Consider the following 17,842-nt stretch of genomic DNA (forward strand, 5'->3'; position numbering starts at 1 on the left):
AGCGCGCCGGAAGCCGCCGTGAAGCGGTTCAGAGCCGGCCTCCGAGGTGTTGCGCCATCCAGTCCGCCGTGCGGTAGCGGTAGGCGTGGGCGCGGTTGTTGGCGACGTGGTTGCCGTCCTCGATGACCAGCAGCTCGGTCGGCCCGGTGGCCTCCGTCGCCAGCCGCTCGGCGGCCTGCCAGGGCACCAGTCGGTCGAGCTTGCCGGTCACCACGAACAACGGGCACGAGATCTGCGGTGCGGCGTCGACCAACGTCAGCGAGCGGCCGTGCTCGCGCGCCTCGTCCTGCGTCGCCAGGTGGGACCGGACCCGGAACGCCTCCCTGGTCAGGTCGGGGAGCGCGTCCCATCCGGCCTCCCAGTCGTAGGGCCCCGACAGCGAGATGCAGGCCCTGACGCGCTTCTCGAACGCGGCCGCCCGGGGGGCGTAGTAGCCGCCGAGGCTGACGCCCCACAGCCCGATGCGGTCGCCGTCGAGGTCGGGTCGTGCCTGCAGGTGGTCGACCACGGCCGCGACCGGGACCTCGTAGTCGCCGCGGATGGGCAGGTCGTACTCCGCCTCGCCCTGGCCCGGTCCGTCGAAGGCGAACGTGGCCAGCCCGCGGGCGAGGAACAGCTGCTCGTACGCGTGCATCTCCTCCTTCGCGGAGTCGAGCCCCATGCACATCACGACGACGGGCGGACGTTCGACGCCGGACGGTCGCCGCAGGTTGCCGTACAGGGAGGTGCCCTCGAAGGGGACGGCCACGCGTTCACCCGGCGGGTCCACGAGGGCGAGGGCGTCGGTGCGGCACGCCACCGCACGACGGTGCGCCGCACGCATCTCCTCGACGTCCTGCACGAACAGGAACTTGCCGAAGTGGTAACAGACCGCCGCCGTCGTCAGGTGCGCACCGGCGCTCTGTCGCCGGCCGGCGTCCAGTGCCTCGCGACCCAGCTGCTCGTGCATGCCGGCGCGCTCGGCCCAGGCCCCGCACCACTCCTCCCACCGTTCCACGCCACCGGTGACCTCCTGGAAGTCGGTCAGCGGAACCCCGTTGGCGACGAACCGGGGGGCCCAGTGGCTGATGGCGGCGGTGACGCGCTCGTCGGTCATGGTCGTGGCTCCGGGTCCGGGACGTCGAGGTCGAGCGCCCGGCCGAGGGCGCGGGCGGTCAGGACGCGCGCGAGGTGGCGGCGGAAGGCGGCGTCGGCGTTGCTGTCGCTGGGGGGCGAGGTGTCGACGTCGGCCAGCGCGGCTGCCGCGGCGATCGCGGCCGGCTCCGCGGGACCACCGCGCAGCGCACCCTCGGTGGCCGTCGCACGCAGGGGTACCTCGCCCATGTGCGTGAGCCCGACGCGAACGTCGGCGATCCGTCCCTGCTTACGGCGGACGAGCGCGCAGGCGCCGACGACGGCCCACGCGTGCGACACGGGCGCGAACTTCTCGTACGCCCACGACCACCCGGCGAGGTCGGGCACACGGACGGCCAGCAGCACCTCCTCGGGCGCGAGCACCGTCTGCAGGTGCCCGGTGAAGAAGTCGGCGGCGCGGACCCGGCGGCGACGCTTCTGGCTCGCCAGCACGAACTCCGCGTCGAGGGCACGGGCGAGGGCCGGCAGGTCACCGGCGGCGTCACCGTGGGCCATCGCGCCACCGATCGTCCCGCGGTGCCGGACCTGCGGGTCGCCGATCCGCCGCACGACCGCGGCCAGTGCTCCGCAGCGCGCGGCCAGCACGGGCGCGTCGATCACGTCCTGGTGGGTCGTCGCGGCACCGATCTCGAGGTGGTCGCCGTCGACACGTACGCCGCGGAGGGCCTCGACGCGGCCGATGTCGATCAGCACCCCCGGTGTCGCGAGGCGGAACTTCATCAGCGGCAGCAGGCTCTGCCCGCCGGCGAGGAGCTTCGCGTCGTCGCCGTGCTCGTACAGCGCCGCCACGACGTCGTCGACCGTCTCCGCCCGGTGGTAGTCGAAGGCCGCCGGGAACACCTCAGGCCCCCGGCTGCGCGGCGAGCTCGTCGGCGGCCTGGCGCACCGCCGCCACGATGGGCGCGTACCCGGTGCAGCGGCACAGGTTGCCCTCGAGGCCTTCGCGGATCTCGGCGTCCGAGGGGCGTGGGTTGTGGTCGAGCAGGTCCTTGGCGGCCATGATCATGCCCGGGGTGCAGTACCCGCACTGGAGCGCGTGGCAGTCCCGGAAGGCCGACTGCAGCGGGTGCCAGGCCGCGGGCTCGTCGGGCGGTGTGAGACCCTGCACCGTCGTCACCTCGCAACCGTCGGCCTGCACGGCCAGCACCGTGCAGCTCTTCACGCTGCGACCATCGAGGAGCACCGTGCACGCGCCACAGTTGGTCGAGTCGCAGCCGACGTTGACCCCTGTACGGTCGAGGTCGTCGGTCAGCAGGTGGACCAGCAGCACCCGGGCGTCGACGTCACGGGTCACGGCGTCGCCGTCCACGGTCAGTCGAATCGATGGCATGCTGCCCCCTCCCGCGTCCGCTTCAGGGCGATGCTAACGTAACGCGCGGTATCAATCGATTGCAACAGGATCTGCCGCCCACGGCGTGGAGCACCCCAGGAGCAGCGATGGCGACGGCCCCCGGCACCGCGCCCCACCGGCTCGAGGACGACCGGCTCGTCCACGGGCGGGGCCGGTTCGTCCCCGACCTGCGCCCGCCGGGCCTGCTGCACGCCGCCTTCGTGCGCAGCTATCTCCCCCACGCCCGGATCGTCGAGGTGGACCGCTCCGACGCACAGGGGATGACCGGCGTCGCGGGGGTGTTCACCGCCGACGACCTCGACCTGCCGCCGATTCCCGGTGCGACCGGCCGTGGTCCCGAGGTCGCGATGCCCCGGGAGATCCTGGCGCGCGAGCGGGTGCGCTATGTCGGCGAACCGATCGCGCTGGTGGTCGCCGAGGACCGCTACACCGCGGCCGACGCCGCCGAGATGTGGGTCGAGCTCGACGAACTGCCGGTCGTTGCCGACCCGGTCGCCGCGCTCGAGGACGCCTCCGTGCTGCATCCCGGGCACGGCTCGAATCTCGTCTCGTCCTCGGTGGTCGGGGTCGAGGACCCGGCCGACGGTCCCGCCGGTCCGGTCAGCGTCACCGTCCGCGTCGACAACCAGCGGCTGGCGCCCGCGCCGATCGAGCCGCTGGGCATCCTGTGCGAACCCGGCGAGGACGGCCGGCTGACCGTGTGGTGCGGGCACCAGGCGCCGCACCGCCTCCAACGGCAGCTCGCCGGGCTGCTCGGCCTCGATGCGGCCCGCATCCGGGTCGTCGTGCCCGACGTCGGCGGCGCGTTCGGCATGAAGGGGATGCTGTTCCCCGAGTACGTGGCCGTCGCGGCCGCCGCACTCCGGCTCGACCGGCCGGTGCGCTGGGTCGAGAACCGCACCGAGCACTTCCTCGGCGGCACCCACGGACGCGGCCTGCACCACACGGTCACGCTGTCCGGCGACCCCGACGGTCGGGTGCGCCGCGCCCGCGTCGAGATCGTCGCCGACCTCGGCGCCTACCCGCACAACGGGTCCCAGGTGCCGTTGTTCGCGCGGTTCGTCGCCGGCGGCCTCTACGACCTTCCCGACCTGTCGGTGACGACCCGGATGGTGGTCACCAACCGGGCGCCGACTGGTTCGTACCGGGGGGCCGGCCGGCCGGAGGCCGCCTACGCCATCGAACGCGCGATGGAGGCCTACGCCCGTGCCTGCGGCCTCGACCCCGCCGAGGTCCGTCGCCGCAACCTCGTCGCGCCCGACCGCATGCCCTACCGGGCGGCCACCGGGGCGCTGTACGACAGCGGGGACTATCCGGCCGCGCTCGACCTCGCCCTGCGCCTGGCCGACTACGACGCCGTGCGCGCCGAGCAGGCACAGCGGCGGGCCCGTGGCGACCACGGACTTGGCATCGGGATCGGCGCCTTCGTCGAGCGGGCCGGCGGCGCCATCGGCTCGGACGAGTACGCGCGGGTCGAACTCGCCGACGACGGCCACGTCGTGGTGCGCACCGGCACCTGCGCCACCGGCCAGGGACACCGCACCGTCTGGTCCCAGCTGACCTCCGCGGTGCTCGGCGTGGCCGCCGACACCGTCGAGGTCGTCGCCGGCGACACGGACGCGGTCGCGGACGGCATCGGCTCCTTCGCGAGCCGCTCGGCCCAGGTCGGCGGCTCGGCGATCCACCTCGCGGCCGGCCGCCTGCGCGACCGGTTGCGCGACCTCGCCGCCGAACACCTCGAGGTGGACCCCGCGGACCTGCAGTTCCGCGACGGCGAGGTCGCCGTGACCGGTGCGCCGCAGGTCGCCGTCACGCTGGCCGACCTCGGCCGGCTCGCCGCCGAGCACGGCGTCGCCGTGCACGAGGAGGAGCGGTTCGACCCGCAGGCGCAGACCTTCCCGTACGGCGTCCACGTCGCGGTCGTCGAGGTGGACGGCGCCACCGGCAGGGTCGAGATCCGCAAGCTGGTCGCCGTCGACGACTGCGGCAACGTGCTGCACCCCGAGATCGTCGAGGGGCAGGTCGTCGGCTCGCTGATGCAGGGCATCGCCCAGGCGCTGTACGAGGGACTGCAGTACGAGGACGGCCAACTGCGGACCACCACGTTCGCCGAGTACCACGTACCGACCGCCATGGAGGCGCCACCGATCGTCAGCGACCGGCTCGTCAGCCCCGCGCCGTCGAACCCGCTCGGGGTCAAGGGCTCCGGCGAGTCGGGGTGCATCGGCGCGCCACCCGCGATCGTCAACGCGGTCCTCGACGCGCTCGAGCCGCTGGGGGTCGACGACCTCCAGATGCCGTTGACGGCCCGGACGGTCTGGAGCGCCATCCAGCGCGCCCGTCGGTCGTGACGGGCAGCGGCCGCATCGACCCCGACCCGCGCGCGCCGGCCGCGTCCGACAGGGTGCGTCCCGTCGTGCCCGGCCTCGTCCTGGCCGCCGTGGTCACCGCGGCGGCGTTCGCGGTCGCGGCGGCCTTCGCACGAGCCGACGGCCCCCGCCTCAGCCCCGTCTTCATCGCCGTGCTCGTCGGACTCCTGCTGTCGCTGTCCGTGCCCGAGCTCACCGGCGGACGCGCCGTCCCGGGATTCCGCCTGGCCACTCGCGGGCTGCTGCGCCTGGCCATCGTGCTGCTCGGGCTGCGCTTCAGCCTCGGCGTGGTGCTGGAGGTCGGGGCACGCGGCCTGCTGGTGGTGCTGGCCGTCGTGGCCACCGGGCTCACCTTCGGCGTCGTGGTCGGCCGCCGGCTCGGCGCGTCGCCGCGTCTGGCCTGGCTCGTCGGAATCGGCACGGCCATCTGCGGCACCAGCGCCATCGCCGCCGCGGCACCCATCGTGGGAGCCGAGGAGGACGAGGTCTCGGTCGCCTCGGTCATCATCACCGTGTTCGGCACCGCGGCGATGGTGGTGCTGCCCGTCGTGGGGCACCGGCTGGGCATGGACGCCGACACCTTCGGGGTCCTGGCCGGCGCCGGCGTCCACGACGCCGCGCAGGCCATCGCCGCGGGATTCAGCTTCGGCCCGGAGGCCGGCGGCACCGCCACGATCGTCAAGCTGGCACGCACGAGCCTGCTGGTGCCGGTGCTGCTGGTGCTCAGCGTGGTCCACGGTCGGCGCCGGGGCGCCGTGACGGCCGACGGCGGGCGCGTCCGGATCCGGGTGCCGTGGTACCTCGTCGGGTTCGTCGCCGCCGCGGCGGTACGCACCCTGGGGGACCGGGTGCTCGGTGACGCCGGCGGGTGGGTGGCGCTGTTGGACGCGGTCGCCACCTCGACCACCGCGCTGCTGGTGTTGGCCATGGCCGCCTTCGGGCTGCAGACGCGGCTGTCCGCGCTGCGCGAGGTCGGCCCCCGCGCCGTCGCGGCCGGGCTGACGACCGCCGTCGCCTGCGCCGTCGTCGCCACCCTCGGCGCCCTCACCCTGACCTGACCTGCCCCGCCTGACCGCGCCCCGCCGCCCCGCCTCGCCGCGCCATGTCGCGCGAGCAGCTCCGTGTCGCGTATCCGCCGCACGCCTGCGGGATCGGCGCGACAAGGAGCCGGTCCCGCGACATGACGAGGGGCCCCCGCGGGGGCCCCTCCCGAGCGTCCCGGTGGGCGGGTCAGCCGGCCTTGACGATGCTCTGGTCCAGCGTGGCGAACTTGGCGAGGTACTCCGCGCGCTCGGTCTCGAGCTTGTCGACCAGGGCGCGGTACTCGTCCATGCGGCCCTGACGCTCGTAGAGCTTGCGCGGCTGCAGCAGTTCCTCGTCGTCGATGCCCGGCAGCGTCGAGGCGACGAGGTAGCCGAAGTCGGGGTCCTCCTCCCACTCGATCGTGCCGTCGACGATCGCCTCCTGCACGGCCGCCGAGTGGGGGATGCGGACCTTCTTCGAACGGTCGTCGTCGTCCCCGCCGCCGATCCGGCCGGTGTTGAACAGGTAGACCTCGAGGTCGCAGGTCTCGAGCAGTTCGAGGAACCGGTTGCCCATCGAGGACTCCTCCTCGAACCAGAACGGGTTGGTGCCGGGCACGCGCAGGTTCTTGCCGGCCTCGTGGGCGCCTCCGGCCGAGGTGCCCTTCGTCTCGCCGAGCATGAAGTAGTAGGCCGCCTGCTCCGGGTGCAGCTTGGCGACCGCGGGGATCAGGTTCTCGTTGCGGTTGAGGATGAACAGGTAGTGCGCCTTCGGCAGGTCCTTGGGGTCGCGGTGGCGGATGTTCGCCATCGGGAACGTCACCCGGCCGTTGGCGGTGTAGCTGTCGTCGAAGAAGTCGACCTTGCCGGTCTCGGGATCGACGGCGACGGACTCGAGCCAGGCGTCGGGCCGCGTCGCGCCGCCGTAGATGGTCGGCTCGTCGTCGGGGTCGAGCCCGAAGGACTTCGCGAAGCAGCCGTTCTCGGTGGTGTAGACGGTGCCGCCCGGCATCAACGCGATGAAGTCGTCCTGCACGGGCAGCGAGCCCTTGACGTTGCGGAACGTGGTGGTCGTCTTGCCGGTACCGGAGAGACCGATGATCAGCGCGAGCCGCTCGTTGCCGTCGGGGGTCGACTCGGCCGGGAACGTCTTCGCCCCCGAGTGCATCGCCAGCCCGCCACGGTCGTAGACCAGCTTGTTCCACATCCGCAGCGAGCCCATCTTGGACTCACCGAAGTAGTCCGAGCCGAACACCCGGGTGACGTAGTTGTCGAGGTCGACGAGGATCAGGCACTCCTCGTGGTGTTCGGGCACGCGGAAGCCGGGGGTGTAGATGACGGTGAACTCCGGCGTCCAGTCGTCGTCGCGGTCGAAGTACAGCTGCTGCTGCATCGCCGGGACGTTGCTGTTGGCCTTCTCCATGAACAGGCGCGTCCCGGTGCGGAACGCCGGGTCGGGGCCGACGTAGCCCTCGATCAGCACCATGTCCTGCTCGGCGATGTAGGCGTCCTGCTTCTCGGCCCACTGCTGCGCCTCGGCACGGGGCATGACCTGCTTGCCCGTCGGTTCGTCGGACACGAAGAACGTCGAAGGCGTCAACCGGGCCAGGATCCGCGCCTGGTAGTTGAGGTTCCCGAACTCCGTTTCGGTCACGCGCGGCATGTACTCGAGCACCCATTCCCGGAGCTCGGCCTGCGTGGGGTTGGCTACGACGGACTTGGCTTGCGGCAACGCGAACGTCACGCTCGATCCTCCGGGGAAGGTGCCCGGCCCTCCACCGGGCGGCGACCCTCGTGGACAACGGTAGCCGGCCGGGACGACGGCGGACGAATTGGCGCGTTTGCGGAATTTTGCGGTTGCAATCGTTGGCAGCACCAAATATCGCGCGCGGACGGGACGATCGGGCGGGTGCGGTCGGCCGCTGCGTCGAGGGCTAGCCTCTGCCGTGGCCGCCGGGTCGTCACCGCGGTCGGCGCTTCGAGGGAGAGTGCACACGCATGGACGAGTGGGACCAGGCGGTGTCTTTGCGCGGGATCGGCGTCCGCGTCGACGGTGCGACGCTGCTGGCCGACGTCGACCTCGAGGTTGCCCGCGGCGAGCACCTCGCCGTCCTCGGCCCCAACGGTTCCGGCAAGACCACGCTGTTGCGCGTCCTGTCCACCCACCGCTTTCCCACGGTCGGCGAGGCGAGCGTCCTCGGCGCCCGGTTCGGACGGACCGACCTGCGGGCGCTGCGCGCCAGGATCGGCTTCGTCAGCACGGCCCTCGACGAGCTGTTGCACGTGCGCGCACCGGCGCTTCCGCTGGTGGCCGCCGCGGTGACCGGCGGCCTGTGGCCGCCCCCGACGGTGCTCGACGACCCCGTCGTCGCCGACGCCGCGCAGCGGGCGCTGACGCGGGTGGGCGCCGGGCACCTCGCGCAGCGGCGGGTCGACACGCTCTCGCAGGGGGAGCGGCAACGGGTCCGGATCGCACGTGCCCTGGCGGCCGACCCGGACCTGCTGCTGCTCGACGAGCCGTTCGCCGGCCTCGACCTCGGCGGTCGCGAGTCGTTGCTGCGCGACCTCGACGCGGTGCTGGCCGAACCGGGCGGGCCCACCACCGTCCTGGTCACCCACCACCTCGAGGAGTTGCCCCGAGGCGTCCGCTCCGCCCTGTTGCTTCGCGAGGGGAGACCGGTGGCTTCGGGCGCCGTGGACGAGGTGCTGCGTGACGGCCCCGTGTCGCGGTGCTTCGGGCTCGCGGTGGCGGTCGGCGCGACCCAGGGGAGGTTCACGGCCCGCGCGGTGGCCGCCGACACGAACCTGGCGCGTTCGACAGACAGGTGAGGTTCACCTAATCTGGCGTGGTCGCCCGGTTCGCCGGAACTGCCTCATCGCCGGAGCACCCGCCGTGTACGTGTGCCACTGCAACGTCGTGAGCGACCGCACCATCCGTGCCGCGATCGCCGACGGTGCCGCCGACGTCGACGCCGTCGGCGCGCGCTGCGGTGCCGGCGACGCCTGTGGGGGATGCGTGCCCACCATCGAGGCATTGCTCGCCGAGGCCGCAGCCGCGATCCGGACCCCCGAGCTGGTCGGCCTGCGCCAGGCCGCGCGTCGGCGTCTGGCCGGCCACACCTCCTTCAGCCCGGGGCCGGCACTGGCCCGGCCGGCGGCCGGCTGACCTAGGGTCGCGTCCCACCTCCGGGTCGCGTACGGCGGCTCGTCCGACTCTGCACGAGGACACACCATGGCACGTGGCGACGAGCGGATCATCGAACTGCTCAACGACATCCTCACGTTCGAGCTGACGCTCATCAACCAGTACTGGCTCAACTACCGCATGCTCGACAGCTGGGGCCTGTACGGGCTCGGCGCGGTGTTCAAGAAGTACTCCCTCGAAGAGATGGAGGACGCCGACCGCTACATCGACCGGATCCTGTTCCTCCAGGGGCACCCCAACCTGCAGCGCATGAACACGGTGCAGGTCGGCGAAACCGCGCAGGAGATGCTGCAGCTCGCCATGGCCCGCGAGGCCGAAGCCGTCGACAAGCTCAACGCGGGCATCGCGCTGTGCCTCGAGGTCGGCGACAACGGCACGCGCGAGCTGCTCGCCGAGGCCGTGCGCGAGGAGGAGGAGCACCTCGACTTCTACGAGACCCAGCTCGACGCCATCGAGCTGGTCGGGCTGCAGAACTGGCTGGCGCAGTTCACCCTCGGTGCGGAGTAGGCGCCCCGGCCACCGTGCCCGACCGCGGTGGTGAGGGCGCCAGCCGTTAGCCTTTCGTCGGGAGCCCGTTCGCCGTCGTCCCCGCTGCGCTGGAGGAACCACCGATGCCCGAAGCCGTGATCGCCGCCGCCGCCCGAACCCCCATCGGTCGCGCCTTCAAGGGCTCGATGACCGAGCTGCGACCCGACGACCTCACCGCCACCATCATCCAGGCGGCGATGGACCAGGTGCCGTCGCTGTCCCCGTCCGACGTGGTGGACCTGCACCTCGGCTGTGGCCTGCCCGGTGGTGAACAGGGCTTCAACATGGCCCGCGTCGTCACCACCCTGCTGGGCTGGGAGGTGCCCGGGACCACGGTCACGCGCTACTGCTCCTCGTCGCTGCAGACCACCCGGATGGCGTTCCACGCCATCAAGGCCGGCGAGGGCGACGTGTTCGTCTCGGCCGGCGTCGAGATGGTCTCGCGCTTCGTCAAGGGCAACTCCGACTCGCTGCCCGACACCAACAACCCCCGTTTCGCCGACGCGCAGGCCCGCACGCAGCGCACCGCCGAAGCGGGCGCGGACCGCTGGGAGCCGGCCGACGGGCTGCCCGACATCTACATCCCGATGGGCCAGACCGCGGAGAACGTCGCCGCCCTCCGGGGCGTGTCCCGCGAGGACCAGGACGACTTCGCGTACGCGTCCCAGACCCGCTACGCCAAGGCGGACGCCGAGGGATTCTGGGAGCGCGAGATCACCCCGATCCAGCTGCCGAACGGCCAGACCCTGGCGAAGGACGACTCGCCGCGGCCGGGCACCGAGCGTGAGAAGCTGGCGGAGCTGCAGCCGGTGTTCCGGCCGAACGGCACCGTCACGGCCGGCAACGCCTGTCCGCTCAACGACGGCGCCGCCGCTCTGGTGATCATGAGCGACACCAAGGCGGCCCAGCTTGGCATCCAGCCGCTCGCGCGGATCGTGTCGACCGGGGTGTCGGCGCTCGACCCCGAGATCATGGGGCTCGGTCCGGTCGGTGCGATCCGCCAGGCACTCGACCACGCCGGCATGACGATCGACGACATGGACATCGTCGAGATCAACGAGGCGTTCGCCGCCCAGGTCATCCCGTCGGCCCGCGAGCTCGGGATCGACTTCGACAAGCTCAACCCGCACGGCGGCGCCATCGCCGTCGGCCATCCGTTCGGGATGACCGGTGCCCGCATCACCGGCACCCTGCTCAACGGCCTGCGTCACCGCGACGCCACCTTCGGCCTGGAGTCGATGTGCGTCGGTGGCGGCCAGGGCATGGCGATGGTGGTCGAGCGGCTGGCATGACCGAGCGGCTGGAGCTGCAGCGCTGGGACGGTCCGGCCGGCGACGACGCCTTCGCCGGGCTGCGCGCCGACGTCGCGGCGTACGGGCACCTCGATCCGCTCGAGACGCTGCGTGGACTGAGCGAGGCGAGCGGGCTGCCCGTGGGCGCCCTCGCGCACTACGTCCTGGCGCGCTGGGCGAGCGGGGGGAGCGAGGCGCTGCTCGAACTCGGGGTCTCGGGTGTCGACCACCTTGCCCGCCTGGTCGCCGAGGCGGAACGGGCGGGGACCGACGCCGCGAGGCTGGCGGCCTACGCCGCGATGCGTGACGTCGTCGCCTGGCTCCGCGCCGGCATCGACGCCGACCCGGACACGCCGACGGACGACTAGCGGATCAGGCCCAACCGGAACGCGCGCGCGACCGCCCCGGTGCGATCGGGCACGTCGAGCTTGACCAGCAGGTTCTGCACGTGGGTCTTGACCGTGCGCGCCGACAGGCCGAGCCGCAGCCCCACCTGCTGGTTGGTCAGGCCCTCGGCGAGCAGCTGCAGCACCTCGAGCTCGCGGGGCGTCAGGGCCGACGCACCGGACTCGCGCGGTTCCTGCCGCCACGAGCCGGCCAGCTGCATCGCGATCGAGGGGGAGATGATTCGTTCGCCGGCAGCGGTCCGCGCGACGGCGTCACGCAGCTCGTCCGCGCTGGCGCTGGTGAGCAGGAAGCTGTCGACGCCGGCGATCACGGCCTCGCGCAGGTCGATGACGGTGGCGCCGTCGGCGACGACCAGCACGCGCAGGTGTTCGTGCAGGGCCTTCGCGGTCGCGACGACGCGGAAGGTCTCGGGGTCGTCGTCGCGCAGGCCCGCCACCAGGATCGTCGGACGCAGCAGTTGCAGGTGCTCGACGACGGCGTCGACGCCGCACTCCCCGGCCACCTCCTGTTCGGCGAGCAGGGTCCGTAGGCCGGCGCGGAACACCGGACGCGCATCACAGACCAGGATCGTCGTGGAGGTCTCGTACTGCGGCGCCGTCAGCAGCAGGTCGCCCGCCGCCGACTCGGCCGCCGGCTCGATCGGGGGCATGACCGCATCAGGGTCGCCGAGGATGGGACCGCTTCGATGCACGGGGGAGCCTTTGGGAACCGACAGCGAGCTATCAAACCGGTCCGCGCCGTTTCCGGCGTGCGGGCCGTGGGTGATCTTCTCGCCGCCGTATGGTCCCCTCGCACTAGCCCCGACGCGAGCGCAGGTCTACGGGGTCCGGATCTCGCGCACCTCGACATCGAGCGTCACGCCGGTCGGGGTCGTGAAGCTGACCTTGTCGCCCTGTTTGGCGCCCACCACCGCCGTCCCCATCGGCGAGTCCGCCGAGAGGATCTCGAGCTCGTCGTGGTGGTCCTCGCGCGAGCCGACCAGGTAGACCTCTTCGTCACCGTCGACGTCGAGCACCACGACCAGCCCGGGACGCACCTCGTCGGTGTCCTTCGGCTGACCGATCTTGGCGTCGCGCAGCAGCGCCTCGAGCTGCCGGATGCGCGCCTCCATCTTGCCCTGCTCCTCCTTGGCGGAGTGGTACTCGGCGTTCTCCTTGAGATCGCCGTGGCCACGCGCGACCTCGATCTCCGCGGAGATCTGGGGACGACCCTCGGTCTTGAGCGTCTCGAGCTCGTCCTTGAGACGGTCGAACGCCTCCTGGCTCAGCCACGTCTCGGCCACGGGGAACACACCTCATCCACGTCGATGACAACAAAGGACGTCGTGGGGTGGCGGATGCTGCTCCCGGCCCCGCCACGACGAACGCCCGGACCGCGGGGCCCGGGCGTGATCAGCTCGGAGCCTACCACGCCGCGGGCCCGGCACGCCAACCCGGGGGCCGGCGCACCACGGAGTAGAGTCGAGCGTCATGGGTGTTGCTGACGTCGTCTACCGGGTCTACGAGCGACGGCTCGCCGAGGAACTCTCGGGCGGGCCGCTGCCGCAGCATGTCGGCGTGATCCTCGACGGCAACCGCCGCTTCGCCCGCGAACGCGGCCTCGACGACCCCAGCCGCGGGCATGCCCTGGGGGCCGCACGGATCGACCCGTTCCTGCGCTGGTGCAGCGAACTCGGGATCCCGTACGTGACGCTGTGGCTGCTCTCCACGGAGAACCTCGCCCGCGACGACGCCGAGGTCAGCCAGCTGCTGACCATCATCGAGGAGACCGTCCGGCGGCTCGCCAGCAACGGTCGCGGGCTACGACTGACCGCCGTCGGTGCGCTCGACCTGCTGCCCGAGGACACCCGGCGCGCCCTCGCCGACGTCGAGGCGGCCACCGCCGACAACGACGCGCTGCGGGTCCAGGTCGCGGTCGGCTACGGCGGGCGCCAGGAGATCACCGACGCGCTGCGCAAGCTGTTGCTCGCCGGCGCCGAGGCTGGCCGCTCCCTCGAGGACGTCGCCCGCGAACTGTGTCCCGAGGACATCGGCGACCACCTCTACACCACGGGGCTGCCCGACCCCGACCTGATCATCCGCACCTCCGGCGAGGTCCGCCTGTCCGGCTTCCTGCTGTGGCAGTCGGCCCACAGCGAGTACTACTTCTGCGACGCCTACTGGCCCGACTTCCGCCGCATCGACTTCCTCCGCGCCCTCCGCGACTACCAGCGTCGATCCCGCCGCTACGGTCGCTGAGCGACCTCACGGCGGGCGCCCCGAGCACGAGGCGACGCCGATCCCGCCGCTACGGCCGCTGAGCGGCGCGGGTGACCAGCCAGACCAGCGAGCCGACCGCGAGCAGGGCGGCGCCGCCGATGACGGCGACCGGTGGCAGGCTGCCCGCCAGCAGGACACACAGCGCCAGGCCCAGCCGCGCCAGCCACCGCGGCCAGCGCCGCTCGGCGCCCGTGAGCGTCGCCGCCGAGGCGTTGGTCAGGGCGTAGTAGGTCAGGACCGCGAAGGAACTGAACCCGATCGCGCCGCGCAGGTCGGCCACCAGCACGATGGCGCACACCGTCGCGGCCGCCGTGAACTCGGCGTGGTGCGGTGTCCGTCGCCGCGGGTGGACGGCATCGAGGAAGCGCGGCAGTTCGCGACGCCGCGCCATCGACAGCGTGGTCCGGCTGACCCCGGCCAGCAACGACAACAGGACCCCGGCAGCGGCGATCGCGGCCCCCACCCGGACGGCCGGCGCGGCGGCCGCGAACCGTCCGGATTCCACGGCCGCCACCAGCGGCGCGGGCGCCTCGGCCAGCGCCTGTGGACCTGCCGTCAGCAACGCGGCGCCCAGCACGACCGCGTAGACGGCCACGACGATCCCCAGCGCCAGCGGGATGGCGCGCGGAATGGTCACCGCCGGATCCTCGACCTCCTCGCCGAGCGTCGCCAGCCGCGCGTAGCCGGCGAACGCGAAGAACAGCAGGCCGCCCGCCTGCAGCACGCCGTACGGTCCGGCGGGCAGGGCGGCGTCGAGGTTGCCGGCCGCCGGCCCGCCGCCGCCGAGCATGGCCGCCACGGCGACGGTCAACGCGGCGAGGACCAGTGCGACGATGACCCGGCTGAGGCGTGCCGTCTTCTCGACGCCGAGGTAGTTCACGCCGGCCATGACCACGACCGCGGCGATGCCGATCGGGCGTGCGTATGCGGGGGCGACGTAGGCGCCGAAGGTCAGGGCCATCGCGGCCAGGCTCGCCGTCTTGCCGACGACGAAGGACCAGCCCGCGAGAAAGCCCCAGTAGGACCCGAGTCGTTCGCGCGCATAGACGTAGGTGCCGCCCGCCTCGGGGTGCAGCGCGGCGAGTTGCGCCGACGAGGTCGCGTTGGCATACGCCACCAGGGCGGCGAGCGCCAGCCCGAGCAGCAGCCACGACCCGGCCGACGCGGCAGCGGGTCCGGGTGCGGCGAAGATCCCGGCACCGATCATCGCCCCGAGCCCGATGACGACGGCGTCGAACGTGGTGAGACGGCGGGCGAGCGAGGGGGAGGAGTGGTTCATGACGACGCTGCGAGACCCAGCTCGTCGAGCAGGCCACGGACGCGGACCTCGATCTCGTCGCGGATGGGGCGCACGGCCGCCGTCCCCAGACCGGCCGGGTCCGGCAGCTCCCAGTCGAGGTAGCGGGTCCCCGGCACGTACGGACACGTGTCCCCGCAGCCCATCGTGACCACGACGTCGGTGGTCGCCAGCACCTCGTCGGTCCATCGCTGGGGCGCGTGGCCGGCGATGTCGATGCCCACCTCGCGCATCGCCTCGACGGCGGCCGGGTTGACGGCCTCGGCCGGTTCCGAACCGGCGGACAGCACCCGAACCCGGTCACCGGCCAGCGTGCGCAGCCAGCCCGCCGCCATCTGCGAGCGTCCGGCGTTGTGGACGCACAGGAACAGCACCGTCGGGCGCGTGGGCATGGCTGGCTCCTCGTCGGGGATGCGCGCAGATTAGCTCAACGATCATCGAGATAAAGATCGCGCTGCGTGACGGGGCGAACTCGCAGCCGGTGCGCGTCCACCGTGCCGGCCAGCCGGCCGGTCACCGCCGGCCACCGGTCGAGGTTGCGTCGCCGGGAGGGGGCTCGGCGGTACCGTCGGCGACGTTGGAAGCCACCACCGACGACCGAGACGACCACGGTGCCGCCACTGCCACCAGACCACCTCTCGCGGAACGCCCGGGCCGGACTTCCGCCGACCGGGGATCCGTCCCCCGAGGTGCCTGACCGGCTCCCGGAGGCGCTCGGCGCCGACCGCCCGGGACCGCGGGCCACCATCACCGCACTGCACACGCCACCCCGTTGGGGTGGCGTTCGTCGTTCCTGGGCCGGTGACGGGAGCACGTCGCCCCGCTGGCTCTGGCTGGGGAGCTGCTCATGTCCACGTTGACCCGTCCCGTCCCGTCGCGCCGGAAGGGTGCCCGGCGCACCTACGTGCTCGACACCTGCGTCCTGCTCGCGGACCCGAACGCGCTGTTGAAGTTCGACGAGCACGACGTGGTCATCCCGCTCGTGGTGATCGAGGAACTCGACCGCAAGAAGACGGCGGTGGACGACGTCGGACGCAATGCCCGGCTGGCGCTGCGCGCCATCGAGGACCTGCGGGTGCAGAGTTCGGGTGGTCTGCGGGATGCGCTCCCACTGCCGACGGGCGGGACCGTGCGGATCGAGTCCAACCACGTCGACGTGGCGTTGCCGCCCTACCTCGACAAGGCGAAGGCCGACCACCGCATCCTGTGCGTCGCCATCGGGCTGCAGGGCACGCTCGTCACCAAGGACGCGGGCCTGCGGATCAAGGGCAGCCAGCTCGGCGTGGAGGTCGAGGACTATCGCGGCGACACGGCGAAGACGACCGAGCACGACGCGGGCGTCGTCGAACTCGACGTCGACGCGGCCTTCCTCGATCTGCTGCACCGCGACGGCAAGGCGCAGCTCGAGCGCGATCAGGTCGACCTGCGTCCCGCAGGTGGTGAACTGTGGCCCAACGCCTGCCTGGTGCTCAAGGCGGGCCGGTCCTCCTCGGGGCTCGGCCGGGTCCTCGACGTCGACGAGGACGGCGTCGCGACCGTGCACCGCGTGGCCGGGCACCGGGCGGTCTTCGGCATGGCGCCCCGCGACGTCCGGCAGACGTTCGCCATCGACCTGCTGCTCGACCCCGACGTCCCGTGTGTGTCGCTGATGGGGATGGCCGGCACGGGCAAGACGTTCCTGGCACTGGCCGCGGGGCTCGAACAGGTCACCGAGGCGACCGCCTACCGGCGGCTGTCGGTCTACCGGCCGCTGATCGCGGTGGGCCGCCAGGAGATCGGCTACCTCCCGGGTGACCTCGACGAGAAGCTGGCGCCGTGGATGGCGGCCGTGCACGACAACCTCTACGCGTTGCTGCGGCGCGGTGACACCGGGCCGGCGGCGGTCGGGCGCGGCGCCCGGGAGCACCGACAGGTCCAGGCGACCATCGACTCGTTGATCGACCGCGGGCAGCTCGAGCTGGCCGCCATCACCTACCTGCGGGGGCGGTCGATCACCGACGAGTTCGTGATCGTCGACGAGGCGCAGAACATCGAGCTGTCCGCGCTCAAGGTCGTGCTGACCCGGATGGCGACCGGTTCGAAGGTCGTCTTCTGCGGTGACCTCGGCCAGGTCGACAACCCCTACATCTCGCCCTACGGCGGCATGGCGGCACTGATCGAGAAGATGAAGGGCAGCCCGCTGTTCGGCCATCTCACGCTGACCAAGGGCGTGCGCAGCCCGCTGGCCGAGCACGCGGCCACGATCTTCTGAGGACGATCCTCCGCCGCCGACGTTGACAACGGAGGTGGGTGAGCGCACACTCATCGCTGTGAGTGAGCGCTCACTCATCCCGGAGGCGTCGTGGGCGGCATCGAGGAACGGCTGATCGACGCGGCCGCCCGCGTGCTCGAGCGCGACGGCGTCCGTGGGTTGACCACGCGCGCCATCGCGCTCGAGGCCGGCTGCGCCGAGGGATCGATCTACAACCACTTCGGCAACAAGGAGCACCTGCTCGCCGCCGCCGTCAACCGCCGCGTGATGCTGTTCCCGGCGCTGGCCGCCGAGTACGCCGCCACGCCGGGGCAGGAGGACGTCGACGAACGGCTGCGGGAGCTCGCCACGGCGGCGATGGCGTTCTACCGCGGCGGTTCGGGACACCTGGCCGCCCTGCTCGCCGACCCCCACGCGGTCCGCAACCACCTGCGCGAGGTCCACGCCCGTGGCGGCGGGCCCTGGCGCACGCTCGAGAACCTCGCCAACTGGCTCCGCGACGAGCAGGCGCTCGGCCGTGTCGCCCCGGAAGCCAACCCCTCCGCGGCGATCACGGCCCTGCTCGGCAGCGTCCTCTACCACGTGATCACCAGCACCGTCTGGGACGTCGAGTTCGGCGCGCCCGACGACGACACCGCCCTCGACCGGGCCGTGGCGGCGATCTGGTGGGGGCTCGCGCCCACCTGACCGCCCGTCTTCGCGTTCGGCCTCCCTCCGGCACCCGCGT

The 17,842-nt window shown here is 72.5% G+C and carries 18 protein-coding genes; 10 read left to right on the plus strand and 8 right to left on the minus strand.

Features of this window, described 5'->3' with window-relative positions; genetic code table 11:
* Window positions 1-28 precede the first annotated feature (28 nt).
* Genes ACERMF_RS02865 through ACERMF_RS02875 form a run of 3 tightly spaced genes read right to left on the minus strand, consistent with a single transcriptional unit; the run spans window position 29 to window position 2,464 of the window.
* Window positions 29-1,096, minus strand: a complete 1,068-nt coding sequence (locus tag ACERMF_RS02865) for an alpha/beta hydrolase family protein (RefSeq protein ID WP_373667510.1) — start codon at window positions 1,094-1,096, stop codon at window positions 29-31.
* On the minus strand, window positions 1,093-1,974 hold the full coding sequence (locus ACERMF_RS02870) for a xanthine dehydrogenase family protein subunit M (RefSeq protein WP_373667511.1): 882 nt from the start codon (window positions 1,972-1,974) through the stop codon (window positions 1,093-1,095). Before ACERMF_RS02870 ends, ACERMF_RS02865 begins: the two co-directional genes overlap by 4 nt.
* A 1-nt stretch (window position 1,975) precedes the next feature.
* Entirely contained in the window at window positions 1,976-2,464 is a 489-nt protein-coding gene (locus ACERMF_RS02875; protein WP_373667512.1) for a (2Fe-2S)-binding protein, read from the minus strand.
* A 107-nt stretch (window positions 2,465-2,571) separates the two neighbouring features.
* Between ACERMF_RS02875 and ACERMF_RS02880 the strand changes: the two genes are divergently transcribed.
* Window positions 2,572-4,836, plus strand: coding sequence for a xanthine dehydrogenase family protein molybdopterin-binding subunit (locus ACERMF_RS02880; protein ID WP_373667513.1), 2,265 nt, complete (start codon window positions 2,572-2,574; stop codon window positions 4,834-4,836).
* Between the two features lie 65 nt (window positions 4,837-4,901).
* Entirely contained in the window at window positions 4,902-5,912 is a 1,011-nt protein-coding gene (locus ACERMF_RS02885; RefSeq protein ID WP_373667514.1) for a YeiH family protein, read from the plus strand.
* 172 nt (window positions 5,913-6,084) lie between these two features.
* Here ACERMF_RS02885 and ACERMF_RS02890 read toward each other — a convergent pair whose 3' ends face one another.
* Entirely contained in the window at window positions 6,085-7,620 is a 1,536-nt protein-coding gene (locus ACERMF_RS02890; RefSeq protein WP_373667515.1) for a phosphoenolpyruvate carboxykinase, read from the minus strand.
* 254 nt (window positions 7,621-7,874) lie between these two features.
* Here ACERMF_RS02890 and ACERMF_RS02895 point away from each other — a divergent pair, with 254 nt between their 5' ends.
* The 5 genes from ACERMF_RS02895 (at window position 7,875) to ACERMF_RS02915 (ending at window position 11,269) form a co-directional block, all read left to right on the plus strand.
* On the plus strand, window positions 7,875-8,705 hold the full coding sequence (locus ACERMF_RS02895) for an ABC transporter ATP-binding protein (protein WP_373667516.1): 831 nt from the start codon (window positions 7,875-7,877) through the stop codon (window positions 8,703-8,705).
* A gap of 70 nt (window positions 8,706-8,775) precedes the next feature.
* On the plus strand, window positions 8,776-9,042 hold the full coding sequence (locus tag ACERMF_RS02900; protein ID WP_373667902.1) for a bacterioferritin-associated ferredoxin: 267 nt from the start codon (window positions 8,776-8,778) through the stop codon (window positions 9,040-9,042).
* A gap of 66 nt (window positions 9,043-9,108) precedes the next feature.
* On the plus strand, window positions 9,109-9,588 hold the full coding sequence (gene bfr, locus ACERMF_RS02905) for a bacterioferritin (RefSeq protein ID WP_373667517.1): 480 nt from the start codon (window positions 9,109-9,111) through the stop codon (window positions 9,586-9,588).
* Between the two features lie 104 nt (window positions 9,589-9,692).
* Window positions 9,693-10,901: an acetyl-CoA C-acetyltransferase gene (locus ACERMF_RS02910; RefSeq protein WP_373667518.1), complete on the plus strand. Its 1,209-nt coding sequence runs from the start codon at window positions 9,693-9,695 to the stop codon at window positions 10,899-10,901.
* Window positions 10,898-11,269 carry a DUF6027 family protein gene (locus ACERMF_RS02915; RefSeq protein WP_373667519.1) on the plus strand — a complete coding sequence of 124 codons (372 nt, stop codon included), beginning with the start codon at window positions 10,898-10,900 and terminating at the stop codon, window positions 11,267-11,269. Before ACERMF_RS02910 ends, ACERMF_RS02915 begins: the two co-directional genes overlap by 4 nt.
* On the opposite strand, the gene ACERMF_RS02920 is transcribed toward ACERMF_RS02915, so the two are convergent.
* The gene (locus tag ACERMF_RS02920; protein WP_373667520.1) at window positions 11,266-12,000 is read right to left on the minus strand and encodes a LuxR C-terminal-related transcriptional regulator; all 735 of its coding nucleotides are present in this window, start codon (window positions 11,998-12,000) and stop codon (window positions 11,266-11,268) included. The genes ACERMF_RS02915 and ACERMF_RS02920 overlap by 4 nt on opposite strands.
* A gap of 126 nt (window positions 12,001-12,126) precedes the next feature.
* Complete coding sequence (gene greA / locus ACERMF_RS02925) at window positions 12,127-12,591, minus strand: transcription elongation factor GreA (RefSeq protein ID WP_373667521.1); 465 nt, start codon at window positions 12,589-12,591, stop codon at window positions 12,127-12,129.
* Window positions 12,592-12,778: 187 nt separating this feature from the next.
* Here greA and ACERMF_RS02930 point away from each other — a divergent pair, with 187 nt between their 5' ends.
* The gene (locus ACERMF_RS02930; RefSeq protein ID WP_373667522.1) at window positions 12,779-13,546 is read left to right on the plus strand and encodes an isoprenyl transferase; all 768 of its coding nucleotides are present in this window, start codon (window positions 12,779-12,781) and stop codon (window positions 13,544-13,546) included.
* A gap of 49 nt (window positions 13,547-13,595) precedes the next feature.
* On the opposite strand, the gene ACERMF_RS02935 is transcribed toward ACERMF_RS02930, so the two are convergent.
* Together ACERMF_RS02935 and ACERMF_RS02940 are read right to left on the minus strand one after the other, a co-directional pair.
* Window positions 13,596-14,846 (minus strand): APC family permease, encoded by a 1,251-nt coding sequence (locus ACERMF_RS02935; protein WP_373667523.1) that lies wholly within the window; start codon window positions 14,844-14,846, stop codon window positions 13,596-13,598.
* Window positions 14,843-15,256 (minus strand): arsenate reductase ArsC, encoded by a 414-nt coding sequence (locus ACERMF_RS02940; protein ID WP_373667524.1) that lies wholly within the window; start codon window positions 15,254-15,256, stop codon window positions 14,843-14,845. Before ACERMF_RS02940 ends, ACERMF_RS02935 begins: the two co-directional genes overlap by 4 nt.
* A 455-nt stretch (window positions 15,257-15,711) precedes the next feature.
* Here ACERMF_RS02940 and ACERMF_RS02945 point away from each other — a divergent pair, with 455 nt between their 5' ends.
* Both ACERMF_RS02945 and ACERMF_RS02950 read left to right on the plus strand, forming a co-directional pair.
* Window positions 15,712-17,115: a PhoH family protein gene (locus ACERMF_RS02945; RefSeq protein ID WP_373667525.1), complete on the plus strand. Its 1,404-nt coding sequence runs from the start codon at window positions 15,712-15,714 to the stop codon at window positions 17,113-17,115.
* Between the two features lie 90 nt (window positions 17,116-17,205).
* Complete coding sequence (locus tag ACERMF_RS02950; protein WP_373667526.1) at window positions 17,206-17,802, plus strand: TetR/AcrR family transcriptional regulator; 597 nt, start codon at window positions 17,206-17,208, stop codon at window positions 17,800-17,802.
* Window positions 17,803-17,842: the final 40 nt, after the last annotated feature.

Source organism: Egicoccus sp. AB-alg6-2, assembly GCF_041821025.1.
Classification (GTDB): domain Bacteria; phylum Actinomycetota; class Nitriliruptoria; order Nitriliruptorales; family Nitriliruptoraceae; genus Egicoccus.

Excerpts from the sequence above, each read along its gene's own strand:
- ACERMF_RS02865 (WP_373667510.1), bottom strand. The coding sequence starts at position 1,096 with ATGACCGACGAGCGCGTCACCGCCGCCATCAGCCACTGGGCCCCCCGG.
- ACERMF_RS02875 (WP_373667512.1), bottom strand. The coding sequence starts at position 2,464 with ATGCCATCGATTCGACTGACCGTGGACGGCGACGCCGTGACCCGTGAC.
- ACERMF_RS02880 (WP_373667513.1), top strand. The coding sequence starts at position 2,572 with ATGGCGACGGCCCCCGGCACCGCGCCCCACCGGCTCGAGGACGACCGG.
- ACERMF_RS02895 (WP_373667516.1), top strand. The coding sequence starts at position 7,875 with ATGGACGAGTGGGACCAGGCGGTGTCTTTGCGCGGGATCGGCGTCCGC.
- bfr (WP_373667517.1), top strand. The coding sequence starts at position 9,109 with ATGGCACGTGGCGACGAGCGGATCATCGAACTGCTCAACGACATCCTC.
- ACERMF_RS02910 (WP_373667518.1), top strand. The coding sequence starts at position 9,693 with ATGCCCGAAGCCGTGATCGCCGCCGCCGCCCGAACCCCCATCGGTCGC.
- ACERMF_RS02915 (WP_373667519.1), top strand. The coding sequence starts at position 10,898 with ATGACCGAGCGGCTGGAGCTGCAGCGCTGGGACGGTCCGGCCGGCGAC.
- ACERMF_RS02930 (WP_373667522.1), top strand. The coding sequence starts at position 12,779 with ATGGGTGTTGCTGACGTCGTCTACCGGGTCTACGAGCGACGGCTCGCC.
- ACERMF_RS02935 (WP_373667523.1), bottom strand. The coding sequence starts at position 14,846 with ATGAACCACTCCTCCCCCTCGCTCGCCCGCCGTCTCACCACGTTCGAC.
- ACERMF_RS02940 (WP_373667524.1), bottom strand. The coding sequence starts at position 15,256 with ATGCCCACGCGCCCGACGGTGCTGTTCCTGTGCGTCCACAACGCCGGA.
- ACERMF_RS02945 (WP_373667525.1), top strand. The coding sequence starts at position 15,712 with ATGTCCACGTTGACCCGTCCCGTCCCGTCGCGCCGGAAGGGTGCCCGG.